Source organism: Afipia dichlorophenoxyacetatis, assembly GCF_055386385.1.
Map to the genome: position 1 here is coordinate 1,615,775 of NZ_AP029250.1, position 24,808 is coordinate 1,640,582.

General features: G+C 59.3%; 16 protein-coding genes, 2 tRNA genes and 1 riboswitch. Of the genes, 13 read left to right on the plus strand and 5 right to left on the minus strand.

Annotated elements, in window-relative coordinates:
* Positions 1 to 122: 122 nt before the first annotated feature.
* Positions 123 to 366, minus strand: a riboswitch (cobalamin riboswitch).
* A gap of 32 nt (positions 367 to 398) precedes the next feature.
* Together ACZ5C3_RS07485 and ACZ5C3_RS07490 are read left to right on the plus strand one after the other, a co-directional pair.
* On the plus strand, positions 399 to 869 hold the full coding sequence (locus ACZ5C3_RS07485) for a hypothetical protein (RefSeq protein ID WP_464044619.1): 471 nt from the start codon (positions 399 to 401) through the stop codon (positions 867 to 869).
* 338 nt (positions 870 to 1,207) lie between these two features.
* Positions 1,208 to 1,696 (plus strand): TspO/MBR family protein, encoded by a 489-nt coding sequence (locus tag ACZ5C3_RS07490; protein WP_464036527.1) that lies wholly within the window; start codon positions 1,208 to 1,210, stop codon positions 1,694 to 1,696.
* Here the strand turns inward: ACZ5C3_RS07490 and ACZ5C3_RS07495 are convergent.
* The 3 genes from ACZ5C3_RS07495 to ACZ5C3_RS07505 all read right to left on the minus strand — a co-directional run bounded on the left by ACZ5C3_RS07495 (position 1,691) and on the right by ACZ5C3_RS07505 (position 4,296).
* Positions 1,691 to 2,890, minus strand: a complete 1,200-nt coding sequence (locus ACZ5C3_RS07495; RefSeq protein ID WP_464036529.1) for a serine hydrolase domain-containing protein — start codon at positions 2,888 to 2,890, stop codon at positions 1,691 to 1,693. The two genes, ACZ5C3_RS07490 and ACZ5C3_RS07495, sit on opposite strands and share 6 nt — an antisense overlap.
* 570 nt (positions 2,891 to 3,460) lie before the next feature.
* Positions 3,461 to 3,994: a PRC-barrel domain-containing protein gene (locus ACZ5C3_RS07500; RefSeq protein ID WP_464036531.1), complete on the minus strand. Its 534-nt coding sequence runs from the start codon at positions 3,992 to 3,994 to the stop codon at positions 3,461 to 3,463.
* 92 nt (positions 3,995 to 4,086) lie between these two features.
* Complete coding sequence (locus ACZ5C3_RS07505; protein ID WP_464036532.1) at positions 4,087 to 4,296, minus strand: hypothetical protein; 210 nt, start codon at positions 4,294 to 4,296, stop codon at positions 4,087 to 4,089.
* Between the two features lie 488 nt (positions 4,297 to 4,784).
* Here ACZ5C3_RS07505 and napE point away from each other — a divergent pair, with 488 nt between their 5' ends.
* From napE to ACZ5C3_RS07535, 6 genes are all read left to right on the plus strand, one after another.
* Complete coding sequence (gene napE, locus ACZ5C3_RS07510) at positions 4,785 to 4,976, plus strand: periplasmic nitrate reductase, NapE protein (protein WP_464036534.1); 192 nt, start codon at positions 4,785 to 4,787, stop codon at positions 4,974 to 4,976.
* A gap of 9 nt (positions 4,977 to 4,985) precedes the next feature.
* Positions 4,986 to 5,294, plus strand: a complete 309-nt coding sequence (locus ACZ5C3_RS07515) for a chaperone NapD (RefSeq protein ID WP_464036536.1) — start codon at positions 4,986 to 4,988, stop codon at positions 5,292 to 5,294.
* Positions 5,295 to 5,297: 3 nt separating this feature from the next.
* Positions 5,298 to 7,793 (plus strand): periplasmic nitrate reductase subunit alpha, encoded by a 2,496-nt coding sequence (gene napA, locus ACZ5C3_RS07520; protein WP_464036538.1) that lies wholly within the window; start codon positions 5,298 to 5,300, stop codon positions 7,791 to 7,793.
* Positions 7,766 to 8,248, plus strand: a complete 483-nt coding sequence (locus tag ACZ5C3_RS07525; protein ID WP_464036540.1) for a nitrate reductase cytochrome c-type subunit — start codon at positions 7,766 to 7,768, stop codon at positions 8,246 to 8,248. The genes napA and ACZ5C3_RS07525 overlap by 28 nt, the downstream gene beginning before the upstream one ends.
* Before the next feature lie 35 nt (positions 8,249 to 8,283).
* Entirely contained in the window at positions 8,284 to 8,964 is a 681-nt protein-coding gene (locus ACZ5C3_RS07530) for a cytochrome c3 family protein (protein ID WP_464038282.1), read from the plus strand.
* A gap of 184 nt (positions 8,965 to 9,148) precedes the next feature.
* A tRNA-Thr gene (locus ACZ5C3_RS07535) sits at positions 9,149 to 9,223 on the plus strand.
* A gap of 94 nt (positions 9,224 to 9,317) precedes the next feature.
* On the opposite strand, the gene ACZ5C3_RS07540 is transcribed toward ACZ5C3_RS07535, so the two are convergent.
* Positions 9,318 to 11,291, minus strand: coding sequence for an acyltransferase family protein (locus ACZ5C3_RS07540; protein WP_464036541.1), 1,974 nt, complete (start codon positions 11,289 to 11,291; stop codon positions 9,318 to 9,320).
* A gap of 490 nt (positions 11,292 to 11,781) precedes the next feature.
* Between ACZ5C3_RS07540 and ACZ5C3_RS07545 the strand changes: the two genes are divergently transcribed.
* Positions 11,782 to 12,237: a hypothetical protein gene (locus ACZ5C3_RS07545; RefSeq protein ID WP_464036542.1), complete on the plus strand. Its 456-nt coding sequence runs from the start codon at positions 11,782 to 11,784 to the stop codon at positions 12,235 to 12,237.
* Positions 12,238 to 12,438: 201 nt separating this feature from the next.
* The gene (locus ACZ5C3_RS07550; RefSeq protein ID WP_464036544.1) at positions 12,439 to 13,035 is read left to right on the plus strand and encodes a hypothetical protein; all 597 of its coding nucleotides are present in this window, start codon (positions 12,439 to 12,441) and stop codon (positions 13,033 to 13,035) included.
* Positions 13,036 to 13,105: 70 nt separating this feature from the next.
* On the opposite strand, the gene rlmB is transcribed toward ACZ5C3_RS07550, so the two are convergent.
* On the minus strand, positions 13,106 to 13,945 hold the full coding sequence (rlmB, locus tag ACZ5C3_RS07555; RefSeq protein ID WP_464038283.1) for a 23S rRNA (guanosine(2251)-2'-O)-methyltransferase RlmB: 840 nt from the start codon (positions 13,943 to 13,945) through the stop codon (positions 13,106 to 13,108).
* A 216-nt stretch (positions 13,946 to 14,161) separates the two neighbouring features.
* Between rlmB and ACZ5C3_RS07560 the strand changes: the two genes are divergently transcribed.
* The 3 genes from ACZ5C3_RS07560 to ACZ5C3_RS07570 all read left to right on the plus strand — a co-directional run bounded on the left by ACZ5C3_RS07560 (position 14,162) and on the right by ACZ5C3_RS07570 (position 24,779).
* Positions 14,162 to 14,247: transfer RNA gene (locus tag ACZ5C3_RS07560), tRNA-Tyr, on the plus strand.
* Between the two features lie 124 nt (positions 14,248 to 14,371).
* Entirely contained in the window at positions 14,372 to 14,650 is a 279-nt protein-coding gene (locus tag ACZ5C3_RS07565; RefSeq protein ID WP_464036546.1) for a PepSY domain-containing protein, read from the plus strand.
* Between the two features lie 934 nt (positions 14,651 to 15,584).
* Positions 15,585 to 24,779 (plus strand): Ig-like domain-containing protein, encoded by a 9,195-nt coding sequence (locus ACZ5C3_RS07570; RefSeq protein WP_464036547.1) that lies wholly within the window; start codon positions 15,585 to 15,587, stop codon positions 24,777 to 24,779.
* The last annotated feature ends 29 nt before the right edge of the window (positions 24,780 to 24,808 follow it).

A 24,808-nucleotide genomic window follows, 5' to 3' on the forward strand; every position in this document is an offset into this window, starting at 1 on the left:
GCATGCAAACGCTGCCGGATGTCTCGTCGTGACTGAGGACGCGGGCCATTGGCCGAACCTCCGCAACAGTTACGCCAAGTCACCGCTGCGGAACGCCGCTCCTTCGCACGCCCCGTACGAGGGAAGGATGACCGGTACAGGCAGGTCTCCTGGCTCGCGGATCATCGCCGTTGTCCGCCTTCCCAAGCCTCAAGCGAGTGGCCATGGCTCAGTGGCATTGTGGACAACGGCTCACCGCTGACAGTTGCGGGGGCAGCTTCGGAATAGCCGCGAATTGGTGTTTGCGTTATGTTGCGAACAACCGCACGGCGGCACCGAATTCCCTATTCGCCAGCTCACGCTGGCACCTGTGCCGTGGTTGCAATCAAGCTGCCGGAGCCTGCCTTGTCAATGCCACAATGTCCAAGAAACCCAAGGCGTTGGACTTCAGCACAATGAGTTGCAATCCGGTGACATACACAAAGCAGGTGGGATTGTTGCTGCTGGCCGCCGCGCTGGTAGGTTGTACGTGGGCGGGCGGCAATGACGGGCTGTCATACACCGCCGATCGTGGCATCGAGAATCAGCCGTATCCCACCAATTATCGTTCCGAGCTGCTGGCGTTTCTGCGCACCTATCTGAACGATCCGCGTGGCGTAGGCGATGCCGCTATCGCGCAACCGGCCCAGCGCAAGGTGGGCGGACGGCTGCGTTACGTGACCTGCCTGCGCTACAGCATGCGTAAGGCGGATGGCACTTACACGCCTGCGAAGGAGCGCGCGGCGCTCTACATCGATGGCCGGCTCGATCGCATGATCGAGGAGGTCGACGATATTTGCGCGGGGTCGACCTACGCCGCATTTCCGGAGATGGAAAAGCTGACTCCCTGACCTAGTGTCCCGATTCCAAAGTTCGCTGCACCGCGCGGCGAGTTCCGGAGCGAACTTTGGATTTCGAAAGGACACTAGCAGTTTACGATTCTAGTGTGGTGGTTCAGAAGTTCGCCGGAAGGACTCGCAGGGAATATCGGGCGAACTTCTGAACCACCACACTAGTGGTTACGGCGCGCCAGGTGGAACCGGCTGCCGCCACCGGCTGTTACAATTCATGCCGGAATTCACTTTGCTGTTGATCGAACGATTGGCTGTTAGGCGATGGGCCTCGTGCGTCTTGCGGTTGTGATGTTTGCCTGCGAGATTCGCGGTCTCCATGCAGCAGAGGATGCGGCATGACATTGAAGTCGACAGGCCGATTGGTTCTGTGCCTGCTCCTGTGCCTCGGAGTGGGCGTCATTCAATCGATCGTCACACGACCTGAAATCCCGACCTGGTATGCGGAGCTGGCAAAGCCCACCTGGACGCCGCCGCCGATCGCGTTTCCGGTGGTGTGGACTGTTCTCTACATCCTGATGGCCGTCAGCCTGTGGCGGCTATGGGACAGGGCTCCGCCGTCGCGGGCGAGGCTGATCGCCATCGGATGGTTCTTTTTGCAGCTTGGGCTCAACGCCGCCTGGTCGCCGGTGTTCTTTGGCTGGCACGGCATCCAGACGGCGCTCGCGATTATCGTGGCGCTGCTCATCGCCATCGCGATGACGATTCTCTCAAGCTCGCGTGTGGACCACCCCTCGGCGTGGCTGCTGGTGCCGTATCTGATCTGGGTCGGCTATGCGACCACGATCAACGCCGGGGTGGTGGCCATGAACGATTTCAGCTCATGAGAAATGCTGCACGATCGCCTCGGATGCACGCCGCCAGGCGCGAACGTTCTCGACTTCAAGCGGGACCGGCTCGGAAGCCACGCGAACGACGACGAGTTCGCTCGCCGGATCGATAAAGACCCATTGGCCATGGATGCCCACGCAGGCCAGCGTGCGCCGCTTTCTGTCGATTTGGTAGAACTTGCTGCGGTAGGCAGCGTCCGCGAACAGTTCGACGAATTCACCGCGCGACCATGCGGCAGGATCGCCGTTATCGTTGATATCGTCGATCCACCAGCCGGGCACCACTTGCCGGCCGCCCGCAACACCGCGTTGCCGGATCATCTCGCCGAAGCGGGCGAGATCGCGCACCCCGACGCAAATGCCGCCAGCGGCACGCATCGCGCCTTCCGAATCGAGGGTGATGTAGGCATCGGTCTCCGCGCCCAGCGGCGTCCAGAGGTATTCACCGAGCAGATCGGAAAGGGCGCGGCCCGCCGCGCGCTCATAGACCCAGCCGAGCATGTCGGTGTTGGTCGAAACGTAGTGAAATGTTTCGCCGTGCTTCTTGCCGTCCGCCTTCTGAGTGGCAAGGAACGCACGCAGCGGCATGAAATCTTGCCCCGGCTTGACGACATCCCAGCCCACTGCGCGGCGATAACGTGCCACGTCGCCGTTCGGATCGTTGTAATCTTCCGTGAACGTGATGCCGACCGACATGTCGAGCAGGTGGCGCACGGTGCAACTGCCGTAAACGGACGCGGATACTTCCGGCACATAATCGCTGACCGGGCGATTCGGGTTTAGCAGTCCCTTGTCAACGAGAATTCCGCCGAGCGCACCGCAAATCGATTTGCTGACAGAGAACACGATGTGCGGCGTTGTCGCGTCCATGCCCTGCGAATACCACTCAGCGGCGATGCGTCCGCGGCGAAGCACGAGAAAGCCTTTGGTGTAGGTGTTGCGCAATGCCTCGCGCAGCGTGGTCGAGCCTTGCGCGCCGTTGAACGCCACGTGTCCAATCTCGGAGAGGTCATATTCAAGTGGCGTAGGATTCTTGGACGCGGCGATATTCGCCGTCGGCATGATGCGGCGGACGTTGTGGTAGCTCCAGTTGTTGTAGGGCTGCGTGCGCCAGTTCGCGAGCGTGACCAGCTTGTCTTGCGCAGGCGGGAATTCGTTCATCAGACTCTTGACGGTCGTTGGGGCGTTCATCGTGCTTGCTTGCTCTTTTGTTGAGACGAGATTTCAATTTGCGGAAGTCACGCGTTGAAAACGCGCATCTGCATTCTGCGATTAAATCGGCGCAAGGCAACAGACATTGCATCATGTGTGAGGGCCGGAATCGGCAGAGAATCGGACTCGGAAAGCCAAAAACGGCAAGAGGCTCGGAGAAAAACAATGTGCGAGACTCTTAAGCTGTGCATGGTTCAAATCAGGCCATGACAAACGATGATTCTCGAGAGAGCGAATCGGGTGCGATGAACACGCTGTTGGTGATGACCCTGACCATTGCGGCCGCGGTCAACGCCTGGTGCCTGTACATCTATCTTTGATTGCTTGAGGAGCAGAACGCTCCAGTGTCCCGATTCTGAAGTTCGCGCAGGCTTGCGGCTTGCTCAGACGCGGACTTTAAAATCGAAGGGACATTCGTAAACCCAATTGCAGTGCCGCTTTCGGATTTGAAGTTCTTTATCGGGTTACGCGCGCTATACTGGATAGCAGCGGCCGGGCTCGACATCTGTCAGGCCCAGCCGCTTTACTCAACGCAACGCTACGCGTCGATTATTGGTAGTCAGAGTATTTGAACGCGGGCAGCGCCTTGAGCTGTTCCTTGGTGCCGCTCATCATTGCGTGGTCGGGATACCAGTTGTCCTTGCTGCTATCCTTGCTGGCTGCCGTCGATGACATCCCACCGCCAGCCGCGCCTGTTGTCGTTGTCGACGAACCGGTGGTCGGTGTGCTCGACGATGAAGCCGAGCGGATCGGCTCGTCCACAAATTTGAGCTTGTCCATGCTGACCGCGATGTCGTGCTGGCCGACGCCGAGGAAGCCACCAACACCAATAACCACCGCGTTGACCTTGCCGGACTTGTCCAACAGGATTTCGCTGATGTCGCCGAGCTTTTCGTTGGACTCGTTATAGACGTCGAGGCCCATGAGCTTCGATGCGCGCCAGTTGCCCTTCAAGTTCTGCTGCACACTCGTCGATGACGATGAAGCGCTCGGCGAAGTTGAAGCGGTGCTGTCTTGAGCAAATGCAGCACCACCAATCAGCGCGGTGCCCACCAGAGCCGTCGCTACATATTTCGCAATCATCGGAGATCCTCCTTCCAATATATCTATTGAAATGGAAGAACCCGAAGTTGCGGCTTATGTTCCGGGAACTGAGGTGGAACGAACGGCTGGGGTCAATTTAGAAGACTGCGTCGCGAGCGATCGCACGGAAGCGGAATTTCACCGCTCTCGATGGCGGCGTGCAGGTTCGACAATTCCATTTCGAGATATTCGTTAGCGGCCAGAAGTGCCTTCAGCGCGCCGCGAATGTCTCCGTCACACTGAGCGATGACGTCGTCGAGTGCATTCTCATAACGGTCTTCCGGGAAGTTCTGGAAACTCATGATGTCCCTCGCTTTGTGATGCGTGGAATTCGTGGATACAAACTGAGGCCTCAATGGTGACGGAGCCTTAACGGATCCATGAGTCGGTCAGTTGTCCTCGTTATTCACAGGTAAATTGATCAAAAGGCCGAGCCTCACGGTTCGGGATCGCTCTCGAAACCCGGAGCACACACCTTAGATCCATGGAACCCGCCGTTTTGTGACTGTTCCATGAAGCTTCATCAGCCTTTCGAACCTCGTTGCCAGTCGACCCGCGAGTTCCATAGGGACGAGGTGCTCGCTCAGGTCGAGGCAGCCCGGCGTTAACGATGGGCGTCGCACCGCGCTTGCGAACCAAGTGATTCAATCTTGAAGAAACTGGTGATGTTTCTGGTTCGGAATGCCGCACCAAGCTTCCGCATGCCGCCGTGTTTCAGGCTTGAGGTTTACGCGGCGCGGGTATTCAATTCCCTCAGCTCTAAACGCCCCTCCTGGACAAGGATGTGGTGATGGCTTCGGTCTCGAAGGATTCCGACCTTAGAGAAGGAACGCGCCCGCACCGCCGGCGTGACGAGCTGATCGTATTTCTCATCATCGCAGCCTTCATCTGGCCCGTCGTCGCTGTTGGCGTTGTCGGCGGATACGGCTTTCTGGTTTGGATGTCACAACTGGTGTTGGGGCCGCCGGGCCCTCCGCATTGAGAGGCGATCATGGACTCGCAAGAGATCTCGCGGCGTAATTTCCTGACGGGCAGCGTGCGGTCGTCCGACACGGTGCACATCTCAAGCGCCGTCGTCTCGGTGCTTCCGCATCGCCGCAATGCCGTGCTGCAGGCGCTTGCCGCGCTTCCAGAGGTTGAGGTGCATCAAAGCAATGCGTCGAAGATCGTGATCGTGCTTGAGGGCCCCGATAGCGGCGCCCTCGGTGCGCGGCTCGCAGAGATCTCATCGTGGAGCGGCGTGCTGTCCGCGAACATGGTTTTCGAACAGACGGAGCGTGCCGCCGACCTTGAGGAGTGACAAATGACGTTGTCTCGCCGAGACGTTCTCAAGGCACAGGCCGCTGCCATTGCCGCGGCCGCAGCAAACATCAGTCTTCCGGCCGCCGCACAGCCGATCGCGCAAGGCATCGGATCAATCGAGATCAAATGGTCGAAAGCGCCGTGCCGTTTTTGCGGAACAGGATGCGGTGTGATGGTGGGCGTGAAGGGCGACAGGGTGGTCGCGACCCACGGCGATACACTGGCGGAGGTCAATCGCGGACTAAACTGCATCAAGGGATATTTTCTCTCCAAGATCATGTACGGCGAAGATCGGCTGACGACGCCGCTGATGCGAAAGAAGGGCGGCGTCTACGATAAGTCCGGTGAACTGACACCCGTGAGTTGGGACGAGGCTCTTGGTGTGATGGCGGCGCAGGCCAAGAAGGTGCTGAGGGAGAAGGGGCCGACCGCGCTCGGCATGTTCGGCTCCGGACAATGGACGATCTGGGAAGGCTACGCGGCCACGAAACTGATGCGCGCGGGTTTCCGCTCCAACAATCTGGATCCGAACGCGCGTCACTGCATGGCGTCGGCAGCCTATGCGTTCATGCGCACCTTCGGCGCCGACGAGCCGATGGGGTGCTATGACGACTTCGAGGCCGCAGACGCCTTCGTGCTGTGGGGCTCGAACATGGCGGAGATGCATCCCATTCTCTGGACGCGTCTGACGGATCGCCGTCTCAGCCATCCGCATGTGAAGGTCGCGGTGCTCTCCACGTTCACAAACCGGAGTTCCGATCTCGCTGACATTCCGATCGTGTTCAAGCCGGGGACGGATCTCGCCATCCTCAACTACATCGCCAATCACATCATCTCTACGGGGCGGGTGAATCAGGACTTCGTCACCAAGCACACCAGCTTTGTGAAAGGCGCGGTGGACATCGGCTATGGGCGGCGCCCCGACGATCCGATGGAAACGAAAGCCAAGGGCGCAGCCAATCCGGGCGCGACGCAGCCCATCGACTTCGACGCTTACGCAAAGTTCGTCAAGGACTACTCGCTGGAGAAAGTCTCAGCGCTGTCCGGTGTGGAGCGCGGCTTTCTGCAAGAGCTGGCGGAGCTTTACGCCGATCCGTCACGCAAGGTGATGTCGCTCTGGACCATGGGCTTCAATCAGCACGTCCGCGGCGTCTGGGCCAATCAGCTTGTCTACAATCTGCATCTGCTCACCGGGAAAATTTCGGAGCCGGGGAATTCGCCATTCTCGCTCACCGGGCAACCCTCTGCATGCGGCACCGCGCGCGAGGTGGGCACGTTCGCGCATCGACTTCCAGCGGATATGACCGTCACCAATCCCGCGCACCGCAAGCACGCGGAAGAGATCTGGCGCGTCCCGTCAGGTCTGATCCCGGAGAAGCCAGGCTATCACGCGGTCGAGCAGGACCGCATGCTGCATGATGGAAAGCTCAATTTCTATTGGGTGCAGGTCAATAACAACGTGCAGGCGGCGCCCAACAACAGCAATGAGACTTATCCGGGCTACCGCAACCCCGACAACTTTATCGTGGTGTCAGATGTCTATCCGACAGTGACGGCGATGTCCGCCGATGTCGTACTGCCGGCCGCCATGTGGGTGGAGAAGGAAGGCGGCTATGGCAATGCCGAGCGCCGCACGCACTTCTGGCACCAGCTGGTGAAGGCGCCGGGCGATGCGCGTTCCGATCTGTGGCAGATGATGGAGTTCTCCAAACGCTTCACCACAGATGAGGTGTGGCCGCAGGACATTCTCGACGCCAATCCGAACTATCGCGGCAAGACGCTGTTCGAGGTTTTGTATCGTAATGGAAATGTCGATCGATTTCCGCTCAGCCAGACATCGCCGGACTACGAGAATTTCGAATCCAAAATGTTCGGCTTCTATGTGCAGAAGGGATTGTTTGAGGAGTATGCATCGTTTGGGCGTGGCCACGGCCATGACCTCGCGCCGTTCGACAGGTATCACGAGGTGCGCGGGCTGCGCTGGCCTGTGGTCGACGGCAAGGAAACACGCTGGCGCTATCGCGAGGGATTGGACCCTTACGTCAAGCCGGGCAAAGGGATCGAGTTTTACGGGAACCCGGACGGCAAGGCGAAAATCATCGCCGTGCCTTACGAGCCGCCGGCGGAATCTCCCGATAAGGAATTCGATATCTGGCTCGTGACCGGACGCGTGCTCGAGCACTGGCATTCCGGCTCCATGACCATGCGGGTGCCCGAACTCTACAAGGCGTTTCCCGGCGCGCGCTGTTTCATGCATGCGGAGGACGCGCGCGAGCGCGGCATCAATCAGGGCGCCGAGATCAGGCTGGCATCGCGGCGCGGCGAAATCCGGACGCGTGTCGACATCCGCGGCCGCAATCACATGCCGCGCGGCGTCGTTTTCGTGCCGTGGTTTGACGCCAGCCAGCTCATCAACAAGGCCACACTCGACGCGACGGATCCGATTTCAAAACAGACGGATTTCAAGAAATGCGCGGTCAAGATCATTCCGGTGTGAGGACTTTGCTTGGAGCCGCGTTGAGCGGCGCTCTTGTCGTTGCTGCTGGGGCACTCTACGCCCAGGGCGCACTCGAGATCGTGCCACGTCTGACGGGCGCAAATCCCCCGATGAGCGAGATTCCAACACCGCCGCTCGCCCGTCCGATCACTGACGACAAACGTGTCATGCGGAATTACCCGGAGCAGCCGCCCGTCATTCCGCACTCGATCGACAACTATCAGCTCACGCTGAAGACCAACCGGTGTCTCGATTGTCACCGTCGGCAATTCACCGAAGGTTCGGGCGCGCCGATGATCAGCGTGACGCACTTCATGGACCGCGACGGCCAGGTGCTCGCCGACGTCACGCCGCGCCGGTATTTCTGCACGGAATGTCATGTCCAGCAGACGGACGCCGCGCCGCTGGTGCCGAATGATTTCCAGGACATGCTTCTCGTGCGGGAGCCAAAGTAGTGAGCAAGTGGCAGTGAGCGGATGAGGGGCAGATGATAGCCAGACTGAAGTCCTTGCTGCTGTGGTTCTGGCATATTGCGAGCCGGCCCAGCACATATTTCAGTCTGGGATTTCTCACGCTCGGCGGTTTCATCTGCGGCGTTCTGTTCTGGGGAGCCTTCAACACGGCACTGGAAATCACCAACACTGAGAAGTTCTGCACCTCATGCCATGAGATGCACGACAATGTGTTTCAGGAATTGCAGCGGACCGTTCACTTCTCGAACCGCTCAGGCGTTCGCGCCACCTGTCCCGATTGCCACGTTCCTCATGACTGGACGGACAAGATCGCGCGCAAGATGCAGGCCTCAAAGGAAGTCTGGGGCAAGATCTTCGGCACTATTTCGACGCGGAAGAAATTTCTCGACCACCGGCTTGAGCTTGCCAAGCACGAATGGGCACGGCTGAAGGCGAACGACTCGCTCGAATGCCGGAATTGCCACTCCGCGATGGCGATGGATTTCACCAAGCAGACAAACCGCGCCGCGGAAATCCACACGCGCTATCTGCTCTCGGGCCAACGCACCTGCATCGATTGCCACAAAGGCATCGCGCATGAATTGCCTGATATGACCGGCGTGGAGCCGGGGTGGAGCGCGCCGCCGGAGCTCCGGCAAAGTTTCCACGATCCGGACATCAAGTCGCTGCTGGAGTATCTGGCTTCGACGAGGCTGTAGGGTGCCGTCGGGGGGCCTGATTGCTGCTGCGGGGCCTGTCCTGGGTGTGAACGCGATCTTTCCGACCATCCATCTAGTCCTCAACTGGGCGCAAACGGTTCAGCCGGTTCCGGAAAATGGAAGTTCCCAAAATGGCAACACGGGTCTTGTCCCGAGGCGGCGGCGCTGGTAGCTGTTCGCGTGCGCCGGTTTAGCTCAGCGGTAGAGCAGCGGTTTTGTAAACCGAAGGTCGGGAGTTCAATCCTCTCAACCGGCACCAATGAAATCAACGCCTTACGCTGATTTTTCTTTTTAAACCGCTGCTCCTGTGCCTGTTTTTGTGCTCGCAGGACGACGCTGCCGCTTGGGGCAGATCACTTCAATAGCGGGTCAAGGAAACGTATGTGTTCCCGTACGAAGACGGGACGTAAATGTCCTCCATCCGAGAACTTCGGTTCGCCAGCTCCGAAGATTGGCGCACAGCTGTTTTCGGCGCCGCATACGTTGGGAAATGGATCGAGGAGGACCGCTCCGGTGCGCTCAGCGATCGCGCGAAGATTATCGTCCGCGGTTGAATGGGCGGCTCGTAATTCTGCGATGGAAACGGGCTTGTCAAAATCCGGAGCGATTCGAAAACCGGTGAGACTACGCGTCACCATCTCTCGGGGGTCGAAGCGCGGATGAGATCCCGGTAGCCCTAGCACCAGATAAACCTTGGCTCCGTACCCCTGCAGCGTGCGGACATAATCTTCGAGATTGGCATAGAATGCGCTCATGCCTTCAGATGTGTCTAAAGGCAACTGCCTGCCTTCTCGTTCAATGGATTCCTTTTTGAGTCTGTAAGCGCCCCATACCGCGCCCAGCACGACTGACTGCACGTTCTCTCGCTGCACCAGATCGGCCAAAAGACTGGGCAGGACGACGCAGCGCGAAGAGTTGTCAAATCCCGGTACCGGTGCGCAGGCAGGAAGAGTCATGAAATAAGTGTTAGCCGCGAGCCTTCCTTCGTCAGCCAATTGCTTCGCTCTGGGCGCGTAGTGTTGCATCAGGCTGTCGCCGGCCAACACCACTTTGCGATCGCCATGTCCCAGACGAGATATCAAAATTGTGTCTTGCTCTGACACCTCCATGCCTCTGGTAGGCTCGTAGATAGGATCCAACTTGGCAGCGCTGATCTTGCGGATGTCGAGGCCGCCTGGATGTGGCGGGAAGCGCTCGGGGAAGCCCTTATTGACCCATACCACTAGCCCGCATGCACCCAAGACCGCCATGCAGACAGCGGTGATGACAGTGCGGCGATGGCGATGCGCACCAAAACGGATAGGACGCTCGATAAAGCGGTAGGTCATCCAAGCCAGGAGAACGCTTGATGCCACCAGCGCGATGGCCATCAATGGCGTCAGCGGCTTTTCCATGCGAACGATGAGTGCATAAGAGATCAACGGCCAATGCCAAAGGTAGAGTGGATAGCTGATAAGACCCACGAAAACGGCGGCACGATTGGAGAAGACAACCCGATTCACCGTAGCCTCAGGCCCGGCTGCAAGCACCGCGATCGCGCCAGCCACCGGTAGCAGGGCCGGCCAACCGGGGAAGGGCATCGCGGCGGTGAACAGCGCGACCGAGGCCAACAGGGCGGCCAACCCAACCCACGCGAGCCAGGACCGGGCTTTCGGCGTCAATGGAATCTCCCGCCGCCAAGCCAGTCCTGCTCCGGCGAGGAGCTCCCAGAACCTGGAGAACGGCGAATAGAAGTCAGCGGAGATGCTGGTCACTGACAGAGCGATGTTAGTCGCGAAGGACATCAAGAATAGTGCGCAAAGCAGTTGTCCAATCGGTGCCTTGATCCGGAAAGCCATCCACAGCAGCGCCGGCCAGAGGATGTAGAACTGTTCCTCGACGCCCAAGGACCAAAGATGCAAAAGCGGCTTTAGGTTGGCTGCCGTATCGAAATAACCGGTCTCGCTCCACAGCGCGACATTGGAGAGAAAGCTCGCGCCAAAGAACACATGCTTTCCCAACTGCGCCAACTCGAACGGCAGCAGGGCGATGAAACCGTAAGCCAAGACAACGGCGAGACATACCGCGAGCGCTGGGAAGATCCGCCGGATGCGCCGTCCATAGAATGTTGTGAGCGAAAAACGGCTTTCGGTCATTTCGCTGAACAGGATCGACGAAATGAGAAAGCCAGAAATGACAAAGAAGACGTCCACGCCCACAAAGCCGCCGCGTATGACATTCGGGAAGGCGTGATAAAAAACCACCGAAAGCACGGCAAAGGCCCGCAGCCCGTCGATGTCGGGGCGATAAGTGTCAGTTGCGGGGGAAAACCAATTCGAAGATGTCACGCTTCAAAGGGTGCCCAGAGTGACGATTCGGCGCGCCTTCTCTTGTTCGATTATGATTTCCATTTTCCCTCCTTATTCGCGAACGGGAAACGAAGTGTGCCTGATTCACCGTTCATGCGGCGCCTCGCGCACATAGAAAGGTGCCTAAAATTTGCATAAATGCTGGGTTCCTGGTGATTTGTGGGTCTAGCTTAGCTCTAAAGCAGTGCTTTTTGTAAACAGAAGGTCGAGGCTTCGATCCTTTAAACCGGCACCACGTTTCCCGATTTTATTCCTGAGGACGACGAACTCACCGCGCGTGTCTTCGCGGCCAATGCCCCGCCCGCAACCAGCCGTTAACCTCAACTTTCCAAAACCTTATCGCAATTCTTAAACGTTGAACCTCCGCCAAGGCTTGCGCATTAGCGTTACCGGACGAAGTGGGCCTGCCTTTAACCCCTGCCGCGCAGGGCTGGATTAGGGTTGGCCGTCATTTGAGAGGCTGCCTGGTATGCGCGTGACAATGACTTTGGCGATTTTGCTCGGAACGATGGCATCGGCCATGGCTGACAGCGGTGCGGTCATCGCAATTCCCGGCCGGCCGGGTGTCCCTGTGATGATCAATGGCCGGGATGTGTCCTACGGTGTCCTCGAATACGAGTGGGGTCTCGCGCATCACTTCAAGCCGCAGACCATCGTCTATGGCGGCTGGGATGAATACATCCCGCCGGAAGTTGGACATTATTATCCGAGCGCGGGCCGGACGCCGGGCTATGGCCGGCTGGAAATTGAGCCGCCCGCCAATCGCCGTTTGCCGCAGCCGGCCGAGAGCTATCATCAGTCGTGGTCGGCGAGATCGCCGCAGCCTGCGCAGCAGAATATTCCGTATAATCCGCCCCCGGTGATCCTCGCACCGCAGATCGGTGGAGGTCGCGGCCAGGGCGGATTTCAGCAGTTCCGAAATTAAACATCGCGAGTGTCCCGATTCCGAAGCTCGTATCATCCCGCGGCACCTTCGTTTGCGAACTTCGGAATCGAAGGACACTCGCAACTTATGGATCTAGTGTGGCTTTGGTTCAGAAGTCCGCATTCCAGGCTCGCCGCACAAATGATGCGGACCTCTAAACCGCCACACTAGTCAACAGCGAGTTTCAAACAGGAGAGTGGTATGCGTCAGAAGATTGCGGGGTTGTTCGCAGGCGTCGTCCTGGCGGCGACCATGTCGGCGGCGCCCGTTCAGGCCTGTACGGCGCTCGAGCCATGCGGCGGCTATGGCAACGGCTACGGCTATGGAGACGAGTATAGCTACGGCTATAGTGAGCGCGAGCGCCTGCCGGATCCGAGCGCGGGATTTCCTTATCAGAGCCCGCAATACTACTACGTCAATCAGGGGCCGACCTACACCGGACCGGGCAACTATGCTCCGTTCCCGACCTACCAGGAACGTGCGGTGAGCGGCTGGCAGGCCTACAGCCGTCCTTACTACTACGGCTACAACGGCGGGCCTTACGCCAACGCGAGCCATCACTATTATGACGGCGCACCGGGCGTCAGCGGACCTGTGGTCTACACCTATCGCTGGGGCCGCCGGCACTACGCGCATCGCGGCTATCGCCGCGCGCCGAAGTACTATTACACGACGCGCACCGGCGTTCGTTATGGGCACGCCGGCCGGCGTGTTTATCCGCAGTTCCGCCAGTCGCCGACCGACAGCCTGGCGCAGGGTGCACGCATTCCGATGAAGCCGCACCACTACAAGTTCTGATCGCTCGCGATCCTTAAAACGAACAACGCCCGCTCCTGAGCGGGCGTTTTCTTTTTTAGATGTAAACGTTTCAGCTCATGAGGCCGAGGCGCGTGCTGCCGATGTAAAGCGCAAGCGCTGCGGCGTTCGAGACGTTGAGGCTCTTGATCGCGCCGGGCATGTCCATGCGCGCAACCACCTTGCAGGTCTGGCGCGTCAACTGCCGCAGGCCCTTGCCTTCAGCGCCGAGCACCAGTGCGAGCGGCGCCTGCAGCGCGACGCCCGCGAGATTTTCGGTGCCTTCGCTGTCGAGGCCAACGGTCATGAAGCCGAGGTTGTTCATCTCTGTCAGTGCCCGCGCCAGATTTTGCACACTGACGATGGGAACGAGTTCAAGCGCGCCGGACGCGGATTTCGCCAGCACGCCGGTGGCTTCGGGGCTATGCCGTGCCGTAGTCACGATCGCTTTTACGTCGAAGGCTGCGGCCGAGCGCAGGATCGCGCCGACATTGTGCGGATCTGTGATCTGGTCGAGCACCAGCACGATGCCTTCGCGCGGGAGGGTGTCGAGATCGGGCGAGGGCAGGGGATCCGTCTCCGCCAGCAGGCCCTGATGGACGGCATCCGGGCTCAGGCGCCGATCGATTTCCTGCGGCCGGACCATCTCCGGCGCGACGCGAGTGTCGATGTTCTCTTCCGCGAGTCGTCGGGCGGCATTCTCGGTGAGGAACAATTTGCGGATGCGGCGGGCGGGGTTCGCCAGCGCAGCCGTCACGGTGTGCCAGCCATAAAGAATGACCGGGCCATCGGCCTTGTCGTCGCGGTCGCGCCAGGCCGGCCGGCCGCCTGGACCTCGGTCCTTGCTACGGTCCTTACCGCGGCCCTGCGGGTTTGCGCCCCGAAAGCGCGGTTTTCGCGTGGAATCGCTCATGCCGCGCTTGTCCCACGAGCTTGGAATAATGGCAATTTCCGGCTTGGGGCCCGGCGTGAAAATGCCGTCATAATTATCCTCGCCTTGGTTGACTTTACCCCACCGCATCGCCCATAAACGCGCCGACCGGGTGCCCGACTTCGGGCTCGCTTTTACCGTCATTCATGGCCGTCCAGCCGCCCAGTTCGGGTGCGCGAAGGGCCGACGACGTTAAGCGGGGGAGTGTCCCGAGTGGCAAAGGGAGCTGACTGTAAATCAGCCGCCGTATGGCTTCGAAGGTTCGAGTCCTTCTTCCCCCACCATCTTGAAAACGCTCGCGGAATTGATTTTCCGCGGGCGTTTTTATTTGCGCGCGTCTGATCTCGCCTGATCCAGGAACGGTTACCTGTCTGATCCGTTGCCGCTAGGCACCTACGGAGGATCATCATGAAGATCGCAGCAGTCGCTTTCGCGCTCACGCTCGCATGGATGATCGGCCCATTGGCACACGCGTCCGCCGATGAGCCGGGATCGGACTGGATGCCGCGCGAGCAGATCAGACAAAAATTGTTAGAGGCGGGCTACACCGAGATCACCGAACTCGAAGCCGACGATGGCCATTGGGAAGGCGAAGGTGTGAAGGGCGGCAAGCGAGTGGAATTTCATCTCGATCCGAACTCCGGCGCCGTTCTGTCTGAAAAGGTGAAGAAGTCCGACAAGGAGTGAGTGGAGCCGTTGACTCTTAGTGTTGTAGCGAGGTCGATACTCTCGCCTCGAATGCGAGACGATGCCTCGATCCATCGATCAACTTCCTCGCTCGTCGTCACATTGTTCTTCGCTCGTCCACCACGTGCGACAAGTGAACCAGCACGCAGCAACTTTCTTCGCGCAGTGGTCGGAAAAAACATCGCGCGCGCGTGATCGCGAACTGACTTGCTCTGCTTCATCGCTGCACGATCAGTTTTCTTTGCTTGATGCGTTCATGCGAGATGCTCCGCTACGGAAGAAGGATGCGCACCATCCAATGTTTCGAACGCTGTGACTAGAATTGCAGCGGTTTTCATCTGTAGTTCTAGAACTAAACTTCCATTTGAGAGAGCAGCGCTCCGAATCGCAAATGGAATTGTTCTCTGTGCGAACGGATTATTTTTCTCTCTTCGCAATTATCTTCAGTGAGTCTCGCACTGCGAAATTTGAGGCAGTGTTGATGTATCAGCACGTCGCGTTGTGAACAGAAAATCTCGTCAACTCACGACTCGTTCAACGTGGTTAAGAATTCGTCACCAAGTTGTTACGCGTGCCCCCTATACGATGCAACCAAGCGACGGACATGCGTCTCAACAGGCGCGCGTGCGTATTTGGGGGCGCGCCTGCGCCATTGATTGAAAGCTGTTTAGCTATCTCCGTCCCGCATGTGTCGGATGAGGTGGCGGGCTGGAGTTTGACGACGATGATGACAACGGCGGTTCCGTTCTCTCACCGACACCATACGATCCAATCTGAGACTTGGCCGCGCGTTCTGCCGGTTTATTCAATTCACTAATCTTGCAAGCTTCTCGTTGCCCGGCTTTTTGATCGGGCAGCGTCTCGCCACACCAAACGTTCATCGCTTCGCTTTTGAAGCCACCCTTTTGCACGTCTGAATTTCTGGAGATTTTCCATGGCTGCCAATCTCACCGCAGGTTCGATCGCTTTCACCGGTTACAACGGCGACGGCAACGACAATCTTTCCTTTGTCGCTCTGACCAATATTGCCTCTGGTACGGTGATCAACTTCACGGACAATGCCTGGAACGGAACGAGCTTCTCATCTTCCGAGAGCGTGTTTCAGTGGACGGCAACGAGTGATGTCGCCGCCGGCACGATCATCGACATCGACAATATTGGCAGCGGAACATTGGGCACCAATGTAGGCAGCGTAAAATTCACAAATACGACCAACACCGGCCTATCGAACGATAGCGAAGTTGTTTACGCATTTACCGGAACGACTGCTGCACCGACATTCTTGGCTGCAATTTCAAACGTTGGCTATGGTACGAGCGATGGCAATCTCAACAACACGGGCCTAGTTGCCGGTGCAACCGCTGTGAGTTTCACGGGCGGCCTCGATATCATGGCATATAATGGCGCGCGGACGGGGCAGGCGGATTTCTCAAGCTATCTAAATCTCATCAACAATTCGGCGAACTGGATTACGCAGGACGGCAGTGGCAATCAGAGCGCAGACGGAACGGCGCCGAATGCTCCATTTGCAACCACTCCGTTCACTGCCAACGCGCCCGCGGCCCAGAGCATTTCGTTCTCGCCAACAAGCGTTTCCGTCACTGAGGGCGACAACGGCACGAAGACGATGACCTTCACTGTCACCCGCAGCGGAGACACGACGGGTGCGATCTCGTTCTCTGGCACCTTCGACAAGGGCACGACAGACGCTGCCGATTTCGGCGGCACTCTGCCGTCTTCGATGTTCAACGGCACGATCGCAGCAGGCGCGACCTCAGCCACCGTCACGGTCACAATCTCCGGCGACACGACTCCTGAGCCGTCCGAATCCTTTACGCTGACGCTCACCTCTGCCAGCAATCCGAGCGCGACTGTCACGATCGGCACAGCGGCGGCCACCGGCACCATCGCTAACGATGATGGCGGCACGGTTGTGTCGAGCAACGCGTCGTCGCTGACGATTGGAAACAACGACCACGTCACGATCCTGAGCAACGTGACCGTGTCCGGTTCGACCGCCGTGACATGGACCGGCGGTGGCACGGCGCCAGGCGCCATTCTCGACAACTTCGGCAATATCTCGGGAAGCACCCGCGCGATTTCGACCAGCGGCTCCAGCGGCGGAAACCTGACGATCGACAACGAATCCGGAGCAACGATTCAAGCCGTCAAGGACGCGATCAAGATTTCGAATCTTCAGGGGACCGTTACTGGAACTCTGACCATCGTCAACGATGGAATGATCAAGTCGACCGGGACAGGTAATAATGCCGGCCAGGCGCTCGACCTCGATGATAACTCGTCGCCCAACGCTCATACGATCATCACCAACAACGCGACCGGCGTGATCCAAGCGGCCGATGCTGACGCCATCCGTGGTGGGATTAACGCTACGATTAACAACTACGGTCAGATCGTCAGCCACAACGGCAGCAGCTCGTCAGACGGCAATGATGCCATCGACTTCCAGACGCGGTCGGGCGGTGTCGTCAACAACTATGAAGGTGGTTTGATCGATGGTGCGCGTCACGGCATTACCGGTGATGCCCCGATCAACGTCAGCAACAACGGAACGATTTCGGGCGAAAGCGGCTCCGGCATCAACCTGGATACGGCTTCGACCACCACGACCGTCGTTGTCAACTCTGCGAAGGGAGTGATCGTTGGCCATGCCGTGAATGGAGCCGACGCTGATGGCGTTGATGTTGACGGTCTGGTGAACATCGACAATTTTGGAACCATCAAGGCGGTTGGCTTGACCACCGATGGTCTGAACGAAGCCCTCGCCGTCGGTGGCGGTACGATCCACAACGAAGTCGGTGGCGTGATCGTCAGCGACCAGCGCGCCATCACCGTCGATGACAGCAACGACGGCAGCGCCTTTGCGGCAACGACCATTACCAATGAAGGCACTATTCAGGGCGGCAACGGCGAAGCGATTTCGATCACCGGCACTTTCGCCGATACCATCACCAACAAGGGTGTCATTGACGGCAGCGTATTCACCGACGGCGGCAACGATACTTTCGACGCCTACACCGGCTCCTCGACTTCTGGTCTGATCGACCTCGGCTCCGGCAACGACACGGTACACCTGCTGGGCAACGGCGCCGGTACATTCGGCGAGACCGCCAATGTCGAGACGCTGGACGTCGATGCCGGCACGTGGACCGTGGACGGCACCGAGGACTACAATGCGATCAACATCGCGGCCGGTGCGGCGATGGTCAGCCAGATCTCGGTCGAACACAGCATGGCCATCACGGTCGGCGGCTCGCTCACCGTTGCGGATGACCGCGCCATCACTGCTGACGATGGCCTCGACGACGGCTCGACGCTGACCGTCAATGTCTTGAAGGGCGGCAGCATTACCTCGGGTGATGACGCGATCCGGATCAAGGGCAATTTCAAGGACGGCACTGTCAGCATCGACAACGCCGGCACCATCACGGCCAACGGCGGCCAGGCGATTGACCTGAGCGATGTGACCGCGAAGAGCACCGCGATCACCATCACCAACGAAGCCGGCGGCATCATCATGGCGATTGATGCCGACGCGGTTCGCGGCGGCGGCAACACCACCATTGAGAACTTCGGTGCCATCTCCTCTGTATTTGCCAGCAAGGACCTCAACGACGCCATCGACTTCCAGGATGACGGCAACGGCACGGTCCATAATCATGCCGGCGGCACCATCATCGGTGCGCACCACGGCATCACCGGGTCGCAGGGCATCACCGTCATCAACGACGCAAATGGCACGATCATCGGCCAGAGCGGCAGCGCGGTGAACATCGACAACGATGTGACCAGCATTGTGACAGTGACCAACTACGGCACCATGCTCGGCATGGCCAATCCGGACCAGGACGATAGCGACGGCGACGCGGTTGACGTCGACGGCCTGCTGAATCTGGACAATTATGGCCAGATCCGCGGCTTGGGAGCCAACGGCACTCACAAGGGCGGCGCCAACGTCTCCGAAGGCATTGCGGCCGGCGGCGGCACCATCAACAACTACGCGGGTGCAACGATCTACGGCTATGGCCGTGCGATCCAGGTCGACGACTCCGCCAATGGTGCAGCGCTGGCTGCAACCACGATCTATAACGAGGGCATTATCCAGGGTGACGGCCACGGTCCGGAGAACTTCGAGCCGGGTTCGGATGCCGGCATCAACCTCATAGACCGTGAAGCGATCGACATCCTCGGGACCTTCGGCGATACCATCACCAACAAGGGACAGATTATCGGCGGCATCTTCACCGACGGCGGCAGCGACACCTTCGACGCCTATGTTGGCTCGAGTGTCACCGGCAAGATCGATCTTGGTGACGGCAACGACACGGTCGATCTGTTCGCAACCGATGGCAGCGCTGCCACAGGCATCCTCGGTGCCGTGGTCAACGCCGAAAACCTGGTCGTCGAGAGCGGCACATGGGCCGTCACCGACGCTTCGTCCTTCAGCAATATCGATGTGAAGGGCGGCGCCAAGATCCGGAACGTTCAGGGGACAGCCGATCCATTGGCGCTCACCGGCAGCCAGCATCTCACGGTTGAGCAGGGGGGCTCTGTTGAATCCTACGCTATCGGCTTTGATACTGACGGCAATCCGGAGGAAGTGCCCGGAACGTCGCTTCTGCTGAAGGGGGATCTGAACGCGGTCATCGACAACTCCGGCACGATCAAGGGTATCGCCGAAGTCGGGACGATGGACGACGTGATCTTCGTGCCTCCTACCGGCAACGTGACCATCAACAACCATGAGACCGGGGTTATTTCCGGTGGCATCGTTCTGGTCGGCGTGACAACCACGATCGACAACTCAGGCGAAATTATCGGTGCTGACGACAACAACACCATTGCGATCAACGCCAGCTCTGCCGGCACAGCCACCACGATCGTCAATCACGCCGGTGGCTTGATCACCACACGCGCAGACCAGAACGTCATTCAGGCCGGCGCCGGGAATATCATCGACAACGCGGGCACGATCCGCAGCATGGACGATTACACGGACAGCGATGGCAATCTGATTGCAGGCAAGGACGCCATTGCTTTCAAGAACTCCACAGGTGGTGGTTCGGTGCACAACGAGGATGGTGGGCTCATCGAAGGCTCGCATCACGCGGTGTCCGGTAAGGGCGCGCTGACCGTCATCAATGATGAAGGCGGCACGATGATCGGCCGCAATGGTTCGGCGGTGAACGTCGACAACAAGCCAGGTGTCGCAAACACGGTCTTCGTGACCAACCACGGCACCATGCTCGGCCAGTCGATGGGCTATGACGATAGCGACGGCGACGCGGTCGATGTCGACGCCCTGGTGAAGCTTGATAACTACGGTACGATCCGTGGCGAAGGTGCCAATGGCACCCACAACGGCGGCGCCAACGTCTCCGAAGGCGTGGCGATCGGCGGCGGCGTGATCAACAACTACGCTGGCGCGACGATCTACGGTTATGGCCGTGCCATTCAAGTGGACGACTCCGCCAACGGACCGGCGCTGGCCGCGACCACGATCTACAACGAAGGCACCATCCAGGGTGACGGTCACGGTCCGCAGAACTTCGAACCGGGTTCGGATGCCGGCATCGTCATCGCAGGCCGCGAAGCGATCGACATCCTCGGCAGCTTCGCCGACACGATCACCAACACGGCGACCGGCAAGATCATTGGCGGCATCTTCACCGATGGCGGCAACGACACCCTGAGCAACGCCGGCAGCATCACCGCGATGGCGGGATCGGCGGTGAACATGGGGGACGGCGACGACACCGTGACCAATACCGGCATCATCACTGGCGCGGTATTGCTCGGCGCGGGCGACGACACATTCAACGAATATGTCGGCTCCACGTCGGGTCAGATCGATGGCGGTGACGGCAACGACACGGTCAATCTCTATGCCACCGCTGGTGTCACAGCGACTGGTCTGATGAGCAAGATGGTCAATGTCGAGAATCTGAACGTCGTCAGCGGCACATGGAGCAATCCAGCCGCTTTCGTAGGTGGCACGTCTCCGATCACTGGCGTGACGAACGTCACGGTCGATACCGGAGCAACCCTGGTGGGAAGTTCGATCAGCGGTGCGAAGAGCGTGACTATCCAGCAGGGTGGAACTGTCACATCCGGGACCGGCGCTGCGATGGTGGCGTTCGCAATCAACGGTGGCACGCTCGATAACTCGGGCACGATGACCGGCAATAGCACGAGTGATGTTGGCGGAACACTGACCGTCAACGGGTTCGCGGTGACCATCACCAACGAAGCCACCGGAGTCATGAGCACTAATGCCGCCGCGGTGAGCTTGACTTCTGGCGCCAGCATTGGCGGTACCGTTGATCTCGAAAACTACGGCATGATCGCATCAACCGGGGGCGTTGGTGTCGATTTCCGCAGCGTTAATTCCAGCACGATCACGATCAACAACCATCAGGGCGGCTCTATCAAGGGAGTCTCCACCGGGCTCTCCATCGGCAACGCGACATCGACAACGACCGTCAATAACGATGGCCTGATCGAAACGACCGCTGCTGCTGGAAAGAAAGACGACGCCATCTCGATCTCCGCGGGTACAGCGACCATTCACAATGGTGCGACCGGTGACATCGAGGGCAGCCGTCACGCCATCACCGGTCCGGGCGGCATCACCGTCATCAACGATGAAGGTGGTTTGATCGTCGGTCACAACGGCTCTGCCGTGAACATGGACAACAGTTCCGATCCATCGCAGACGGCCTTCATCACCAACCACGGCACGATGTTGGGTGACTCGGCCAACATCGCTGACAGCGATGGCGATGCGATCGACGTCGACGGTCTGTTGCAACTCGACAACTACGGCTCGGTCCGGGGTGAGGGTGCCAACGGCTATCACGGCGGAACCGCAGCTATCGACGCCAACATCTCCGAGGGTGTCGCAATCGGTGGCGGTTCGATTCACAACTACGAAGGTGGCGAGATCTACGGCTATGGCCGTGCGATCGAAGTCGATGACTCGAGCAATGGCGGTGCGCCTGCAGCGGTCACCATCATCAACGACGGCACGATCCAGGGCGATGGCCATGGTCCGACCGGAGTTGCCGATGCGGATGCCGCGACGATGCAGGCCAAGATCAACGGTGCGGAGGCGATCGACACTATCGGCAGCCAGGCCGACACGATCACCAACACCGCGACCGGCAAGATCATTGGCGGTATTTTCACCGATGGTGGCAACGACACCCTGAGCAACGCCGGCAGCATCACCGCGATGGCGGGATCGGCGGTGAACATGGGCGACGGCGACGACACCGTCACCAATACCGGCATCATCACTGGCACAGTGTTGCTCGGCGCGGGCGACGACGTGTTCAACGATTATGCCGGCTCGACCGCAGGCACGATCGACGGCGGTGACGGCGTTGACACGATCAACGCCTACGCCGCGGCAGACAGTTCCGTGGTCGGTATTGTCGGTTCGTCCACCAACGTCGAGACCCTGAACATCGTCAGCGGCAGCTGGAAGCTCGGCAACGGCTTCTCCGGTGCGAACATCGAAGTGGAGAATGGTGCGACGATCACCAGCGGTTCGGCGGCGACAGCCATGGGCCTGACCGGCGGTCAGACCCTGACGGTCGATCAGGGCGGCTTGGTGCAGGGCACCAAGTTCGCAATTGGTATCAGTGGGGGCGATGTTGATGCCGTTGTCATCAATAGCGGCACTATCGACGTCACGTCCACGCCTGGCACCAAGGCCGATGCGATTACGCTGAACGGCGCGACCGCGACGATCCACAACACCTCGACCGGTGTGATCGAAGGCGCCCGTCACGCCATCACCGGTCCGATCGGCATCCACGTCATCAACGACGCGGGCGGCCTGATCGTCGGTGATAACGGCTCGGCGGTGAACATGGACAACAGCGAGACGGAAGATCACGCTGCCTTCGTCACCAACTACGGCACAATGCTGGGTAAGTCGGCCAACATCAGCGATAGCGACGGTGATGCTGTTGACGTCGATGGCATCCTTCATCTCGACAACTACGGCTCGATCCGCGGTGAAGGCGCTAACGGCTATCACGATGGTGAAGCCAACGTGTCCGAAGGCGTGGCAATCGGCGGCGGCACGATCCACAACTACGAAGGCGGTGAGATCTACGGTTACGGTCGTGCGATCCAGGTCGACAACTCCAGCAATGGCCCGGCGTTGGTGGCGACTACAATCATTAACGACGGCACCATCCAGGGTGACGGCAATGGTCCGACGGGTGTCGCTCAGCAGGATGCGGATGCGATGCAGGCCAGGATCGATGGCCGCGAGGCGATCGACATCCTCGGCAGCTTCGCCGATACGATCACCAACACCGCGACCGGTAAGATCATTGGCGGTATCTTCACCGATGGCGGCAACGACATCTTGAACAACGCGGGCCTGATCGACGGCAAGGTCGATATGGGTGCGGGCGACGATCAGGTGAATCTGACCGGCAACTCGCAGATTACCGGCACCATCGTCCTTGGTGACGGCAACGACGTGCTGACGGATGTCGTCAGCTCCACCAGCGCCATCACCGTGGATGCTGGTGCGGGCAACGATATCCTCACCGGCGGCGGTGGTAACGACACGCTGATCGGTGGCACGGGATCGGATACCTTCAACTACTTCGCCGGTGACGGAAACGACACGATCGTCGAAGGAGCGGGTAACGCGGGTGACTTCGATACGCTGAACCTGAGCGATTTCAACATCAGCGACGTGACGCTGGCGCGGCACGGTGAGGATCTTGTCATCACCACGAAGGACGGCAGCACGATTGTCGTTTCCGATCAGTTCGATGATGGTGGTGTTGAAAACATCGTCTTCAAAGACGGCAGCATTGATCGCAACGGCGTCGTCGACGCGACCAACCATGCTCCGACGGTCGATGCGACGACCCACGTCACGAGCGACGAAGATCACACCACCTCCGGTGCGATCGCTGCGACGGATGCGGATGGCGATAAGCTCACCTACACGCTGGTGGACGACGGTGCTACGCATCACGGTTCATTCGTCCTCATGAAGGATGGTACGTGGAACTATGCGCCGGACCAGGACTTCAACGGCCACGACAGCTTCGTTGTCGCGGTCAGCGATGGCCATGCGACGGTGCAGACAACGATCGATGTGACCATCAATCCGGTCAACGACGCGCCGGTCGCCACGAACGATGTGGGGCAGGTCGGTGAGCATGACGTGGCGACGTTCGATCTGGTCGCCAACGACAAGGACGTGGAGGACGGTCACCCGACCCTCAAGGGCTTCAGCATTGATAGCGTGGACGGCATCGACCTGAGCAAGGACGCTGCCGCCAACGCTTTCCACATTGTGGACGGCAAGCTGCAGTTCGATGGCGGAGATATCTTCGGCGCCCTCAACGACGGAGATCAGGCTCACGTCAGCATCACCTACACCGCCGAGGACAGCAACGGTGCGCAGACGACGGGCGAGTTCATGCTCACCGTCAATGGCGTGACCGACATGCATGTGATCAACGGAACCAATGGGCCGGATGTGCTGTTCGACACCGCTGGCGACGATCACATCATCGGTGGCGATGGAGCTGACGTGATCTTCACCGCTTCCGGCTCGGATATCGTCGATGCAGGGGCTGGTAATGACACCGTGATGGCGCTGACCGGCAATGCAACGGTCAACGGCGGCGACGGCAATGACACCATTGTCGGCGGCTCCGGCAACACGGTGCTCAACGGCGATGCCGGCAACGACACGATCACCGGCGGTTCCGGCAATGAGGTGCTCAACGGCGGTGCCGGGAATGACACATTGATCTCCAACAGCGGCAATGATCGGCTCGTCGGTGGACAGGGCAACGACCTGCTCATCGGAGGAACCGGCAGTGATACATTCGTCTTCAAGCCGGGCGATGGTCAGGACACCGTGGCCAACTTCAAGGCTGATGGGCCAGTTCACGATGTGATCGAGGTTGACTCGCACTCATTCGCGAACTTCGACGCTCTGATGGCTGCCGTCCACGATACGGCTACGGGAGTTCAGCTCCAGTATACCGACGGATCGACGCTGACCCTGAGCGGGATCACCAAGGCTCACCTCACTGTGGATGATTTCCACTTCGCCTAAGGAAGTCGATAAATCAGATGTGGAAATGA

Excerpts from the sequence above, each read along its gene's own strand:
- ACZ5C3_RS07485 (WP_464044619.1), top strand. The coding sequence starts at position 399 with ATGTCCAAGAAACCCAAGGCGTTGGACTTCAGCACAATGAGTTGCAAT.
- ACZ5C3_RS07490 (WP_464036527.1), top strand. The coding sequence starts at position 1,208 with ATGACATTGAAGTCGACAGGCCGATTGGTTCTGTGCCTGCTCCTGTGC.
- ACZ5C3_RS07495 (WP_464036529.1), bottom strand. The coding sequence starts at position 2,890 with ATGAACGCCCCAACGACCGTCAAGAGTCTGATGAACGAATTCCCGCCT.
- ACZ5C3_RS07500 (WP_464036531.1), bottom strand. The coding sequence starts at position 3,994 with ATGATTGCGAAATATGTAGCGACGGCTCTGGTGGGCACCGCGCTGATT.
- ACZ5C3_RS07505 (WP_464036532.1), bottom strand. The coding sequence starts at position 4,296 with ATGAGTTTCCAGAACTTCCCGGAAGACCGTTATGAGAATGCACTCGAC.
- napE (WP_464036534.1), top strand. The coding sequence starts at position 4,785 with ATGGCTTCGGTCTCGAAGGATTCCGACCTTAGAGAAGGAACGCGCCCG.
- ACZ5C3_RS07515 (WP_464036536.1), top strand. The coding sequence starts at position 4,986 with ATGGACTCGCAAGAGATCTCGCGGCGTAATTTCCTGACGGGCAGCGTG.
- napA (WP_464036538.1), top strand. The coding sequence starts at position 5,298 with ATGACGTTGTCTCGCCGAGACGTTCTCAAGGCACAGGCCGCTGCCATT.
- ACZ5C3_RS07525 (WP_464036540.1), top strand. The coding sequence starts at position 7,766 with ATGCGCGGTCAAGATCATTCCGGTGTGAGGACTTTGCTTGGAGCCGCG.
- ACZ5C3_RS07545 (WP_464036542.1), top strand. The coding sequence starts at position 11,782 with ATGCGCGTGACAATGACTTTGGCGATTTTGCTCGGAACGATGGCATCG.
- ACZ5C3_RS07550 (WP_464036544.1), top strand. The coding sequence starts at position 12,439 with ATGCGTCAGAAGATTGCGGGGTTGTTCGCAGGCGTCGTCCTGGCGGCG.
- rlmB (WP_464038283.1), bottom strand. The coding sequence starts at position 13,945 with ATGAGCGATTCCACGCGAAAACCGCGCTTTCGGGGCGCAAACCCGCAG.
- ACZ5C3_RS07565 (WP_464036546.1), top strand. The coding sequence starts at position 14,372 with ATGAAGATCGCAGCAGTCGCTTTCGCGCTCACGCTCGCATGGATGATC.
- ACZ5C3_RS07570 (WP_464036547.1), top strand. The coding sequence starts at position 15,585 with ATGGCTGCCAATCTCACCGCAGGTTCGATCGCTTTCACCGGTTACAAC.